The organism is Cellulophaga baltica, from assembly GCF_018861125.1.
In the GTDB taxonomy this organism is placed as follows: Bacteria; Bacteroidota; Bacteroidia; order Flavobacteriales; family Flavobacteriaceae; genus Cellulophaga; species Cellulophaga baltica_A.
Genome location: NZ_JAHKQN010000002.1, coordinates 1 through 3,991 on the forward strand (window position 1 = coordinate 1; position 3,991 = coordinate 3,991).

The 3,991-nt window shown below is 30.1% G+C and carries 5 protein-coding genes; all 5 read right to left on the bottom strand.

From position 1 onward, the window contains the following. Positions 1 to 215: 215 nt before the first annotated feature. A complete protein-coding gene (locus KO500_RS00020; protein ID WP_215954447.1) occupies positions 216 to 1,187 on the bottom strand; it encodes a S1 family peptidase in 972 nt (323 codons plus the stop codon). A 229-nt stretch (positions 1,188 to 1,416) separates the two neighbouring features. Beyond that, positions 1,417 to 1,626, bottom strand: a complete 210-nt coding sequence (locus tag KO500_RS00025; RefSeq protein WP_158977293.1) for a helix-turn-helix domain-containing protein — start codon at positions 1,624 to 1,626, stop codon at positions 1,417 to 1,419. 3 nt (positions 1,627 to 1,629) lie between these two features. Next, positions 1,630 to 2,127 (bottom strand): DUF2975 domain-containing protein, encoded by a 498-nt coding sequence (locus KO500_RS00030; protein ID WP_158977296.1) that lies wholly within the window; start codon positions 2,125 to 2,127, stop codon positions 1,630 to 1,632. A gap of 324 nt (positions 2,128 to 2,451) precedes the next feature. Next, positions 2,452 to 2,835, bottom strand: coding sequence for a hypothetical protein (locus KO500_RS00035; protein WP_215954448.1), 384 nt, complete (start codon positions 2,833 to 2,835; stop codon positions 2,452 to 2,454). Between the two features lie 277 nt (positions 2,836 to 3,112). After that, complete coding sequence (locus KO500_RS00040; RefSeq protein ID WP_215954449.1) at positions 3,113 to 3,760, bottom strand: DUF4919 domain-containing protein; 648 nt, start codon at positions 3,758 to 3,760, stop codon at positions 3,113 to 3,115. Positions 3,761 to 3,991: the final 231 nt, after the last annotated feature.

Genomic DNA, 3,991 nt, shown 5'->3' on the forward strand with positions numbered 1-3,991 from the left:
TCAATATGTTGCACAACGTCTCGTATATGAAAAGTAGCGCTGAAAGTAAGCGATAAATTTCGGATAATACACAAGCCGAATTTTTAAATTTTATTAATTACTTTATTTTTGAGAATTCGTCAAATTTAAAAATTTGGCGACTTTCCAAAAATGCCCAAGCCTTTGTATTAGAAACAACTTGCGCTATTTTTTATATACTTTGTTGTAGCACGTTATTAACGCACTCTAAATCCGTTTTCTGTCAGTTCAAAACCTATTTCAACTGTTTTTTCGTTTTCTATATTTTGAATTATTAAGTCAATTTCTTTTGAAGACAAACCTAATCCATATCCTAAGTCATCCAATTTAGTATTGTCCTGTGGGTTTGTTGGTATATTTACTAATATTCCGCAAGCGTAACCTAAATTATTTATTATTGGACTTCCGCTATTACCTCCTTTGACTCTTGCATTTAATAATAAGTAATCAAGTCTGTCTAAATAGGAGTTTTCGATACCAAGAATATTTCCTTTTGATGCTCTGATTGTAGAATTTACAGTAGCTAACTCAGCAATTTGAAAGGCATCAAAACCTGGAATTGGCGGATATCCAATAGTTAATATATCATCTAAAATTTTACATTCGTCTGTAAACATTGGTATGTGTATTTCATTTAGTTTATTGACTTGAATTATAGCAATATCTACATTTTCGTTTTGAGATTTATAAATTTTAATAGGTTCAACATTTACTTTTTCAGACAACGGTATTTGTACTTCTGACATTTTATCAATGCAATGATATGCTGTAATTATAAAAAAATCTGTTGCTGTTCGCATATAGAAGGCAGTTCCAATGTCTGGTTTTCCTTCTATTGTTGTAGCTATTAAAGGAAATATTGAATTTTGAAACTTATTTCTAACTGATATAAACCCACCACATAACAAGTCATAACTTTCATTCAGTTCATTTTTAGGGGATTCAATCATTGAAACATAACAAGGTCCCATCATTGACCTATCTTTATTCCCAACTCTTAGTAATATGTTTTGTCTTTCCAGAATATCACAGAACCTTACGATTTCCAACAAATTCATACCTGATTTTGAGTTGTTAAAATCAGCAATTGAGGTTGGCTGAGTACTCCCATTTACTTTTGGCAAAGTAATAGGGCTAAAAAATTTTACTATTTCTATCGCTAATCCCATAAGTTTCTTCTAATGTGCTACAACGTTCAGGCTATGATTAGTGTGGGGAGCAAAGAAGCAATTCCTAAACCGCCACAGCTCGTAGCCAAATCTTTTTGTTTTGTTTTGTTTTATTTTTTCTTGTTCAAAGCAAAATCCTAAAGATTTTGCGACTTCATAAATATACACAGACCTTAGCGTAAAAACCTAAACCCCACATTAATTATAGGCATTGTTAGCCACAGGTTTTTTATTCAGCATCAGAATATTCCATTAAATCGGCAGGCTGACAATCAAGAGCTTTACATATAGATTCTAATGTCGAAAAACGAATAGCCTTAGCCTTTCCCGATTTTAAAATTGAAATATTGGCTGTTGTAATTCCAATTATTTTTGCGAGTTCTTTACTTTTCATTTTTCGTTTGGCTAGCATAACATCAAGGTTTATTATTATAGCCATAAATTAAACTGTTAGTTCATTTTCTTCTTTTATATTTTTTGCCAAATTGAGCGTGTTACTTTGGATGATAAAAAACATTCCAATAATCGTTAAAAAGAGAGGAACTAATAAGTTGGTGTCATAAATTAGTTCAAATTTACCTCCATAGAGTTTATTTAGCCACAGAATAGCATAAAGTGCAAATGAAATAATTCCAGTAAGCAAAAAATGACTCCCTGATTTTTTTAAATTGCCAATAATTTTTTCCGAGAAATATTTATTTGATAGTAAGAACCTTGCCATTTTTCTTAAAAAATATAATCCTCTTAGAAATATTACGTAAGTGATTAAACTCAAAATTAGAATTGCCCAATAGAACATACTCCAATCTTCAACATTTATATTGACTTGATTGATATTTACAATGCCAAAGGGTATAATAAATACTATTCCAATCAATCCAATAAAGTGAAGGAAATAAAGAATGTCGACTAGCGATTTAAATAAAATGGTGTTTTTCATGTTCGAATAAATTATTATTCAAATATAATAAAATTATTGATAAACAATAATATAATTATGAAAAACGATATTTTTTAACTTGAGACTAACGGTCAGGCTATGATTAGTGCGGCGCGGAAATCCGATGGATTTCCAACTACGCGCTAAGCAAAAGCTTTTGGTTTTGTTTTTTCTTTTTTAGTTCGAAAGCAAAATCCCAAAGATTTTGCGACATCATAAATATACACAGACCTTGGCGTAAAACCCAAAGTCCGTATTAATTATAGGCATTGTTAGCAAAAGTACTTTTCTATTCTTGATAACCTAAGTCAGTCTAAGGTCAGTTTAGAAAAAGTCTGGAAAGGTATAATTAAAATATAATTTTGCAAATGATTTAATTACTAACATTGGAATAGGCCAAGTCATAGCAACAATCATAAAAAATTGAAAAATAGTTCCGAAAATTGATGAAATCTGTTTCTCTTTTATCTTACGTTTAATGGAAGGTATCGAATAAACAATTAGTAAAACGTATCCAAAAATTCCAACTATCGATAATCCGGTCATTCCAACAATTCCAGCCATTACCATAATCCATTTCAGATTACCAAGCTCATTCAGCGTTTCTAAATTGGAAGGATGTAATGTTATCAGCAAACTGATTATTAAACTTATTCCTAACGCGATATAAAAATTGGCATTTTCTTTTAAGTCCGATAATTTATCCACTTTTAGAAGTAGTAAGAGTTTTGTTTTGCTTTTCAATTCGGTCGTATTCCTAATTTAGATTTGTTTTTAGGTATTTTTGCTAACGGTTCGTATATGGAAAGTAGGGCAGATGATAAGCACTACATTTCGAGTTTAATACTTAGCTAAATATAAAAATTTTGTTTTTAATTTTCGTTTAAATGCCAAATTTTATATTTAGCGGACTTTGTAAATAAACACTGAACTTTAGAGTTAGCACAAAAGCCCTATTTTTTATATATATTGTTATGTGCAGGCTTTATTTCCGTTTCAAATTTTCACGAGCTTTAAAAATATTACTTATCTCAAAATAATAAGTTTTATCTTCTCCATTTTCATCAGTAACTTCCATTCGGTCACAAACTCCACCATCTATACTTTGAGTTTTTAATTCGACTCCGAGCATATTTAAAATAAAATACTCTTCAGATATTTGTATCACAGACCAACCATTTTCGCAAGATTTTCCATCTCCATTATTAACAATCGACCTTAAAAGTCCAAATTGAATTGTTTTATATTTTTTTGCATTAATTGTATCTCCGATAATTTCATAGGTCTGTCTTAATATTTTATGCGCTGTCATACTCGTGTAGTCAATACTCAACATTTTTTTTGTTGTAGTAATAATGCTGTCGTATTTCGATTCAGACATTTGTCGATACATTCCTTTTTTCAAATCTCTAAATTCAGAACTTTTTTCAGACGCAATTTTGAATTGTTCACTTTCAATAAAACTTTCTCTAAATGATTTATAGTCAATATCAGTTTTACTGTTTTCAAGGATTTGGACCGTTTTACTGAAATTATCATCAAATTCAGGGATTTTTATTTGCGTTTCCGTTTGTCCAATTACAATGGTGAAATTGAAAAGAAATATTAAGGTTATAAAACAATGTTTAATCATAGTTTGGATTTTTTTCAGCTTGCATATAACGTTTAGGCTATGGTTAGTGCGGGAATTAAAATTACTAAATTTCCGATTAAGCACTTAGCCAAAACTTTTTATTTTGTTTTATCTTTTTTGTTTTAAAGCCAAATCAAAAGATTTGGCGGACTTGGTTGAAAGCTCTAAACTTTGGATTAAGCACCAAAACCCGTATTAACTATAGCCATTGCTGTACAGCGTTTTATTTCG

Bases quoted from the DNA above. Each gene is read 5' to 3' on its own strand.
- KO500_RS00025 (WP_158977293.1), bottom strand. From the start codon at position 1,626: ATGGCTATAATAATAAACCTTGATGTTATGCTAGCCAAACGAAAAATG.
- KO500_RS00020 (WP_215954447.1), bottom strand. From the start codon at position 1,187: ATGGGATTAGCGATAGAAATAGTAAAATTTTTTAGCCCTATTACTTTG.
- KO500_RS00030 (WP_158977296.1), bottom strand. From the start codon at position 2,127: ATGAAAAACACCATTTTATTTAAATCGCTAGTCGACATTCTTTATTTC.
- KO500_RS00040 (WP_215954449.1), bottom strand. From the start codon at position 3,760: ATGATTAAACATTGTTTTATAACCTTAATATTTCTTTTCAATTTCACC.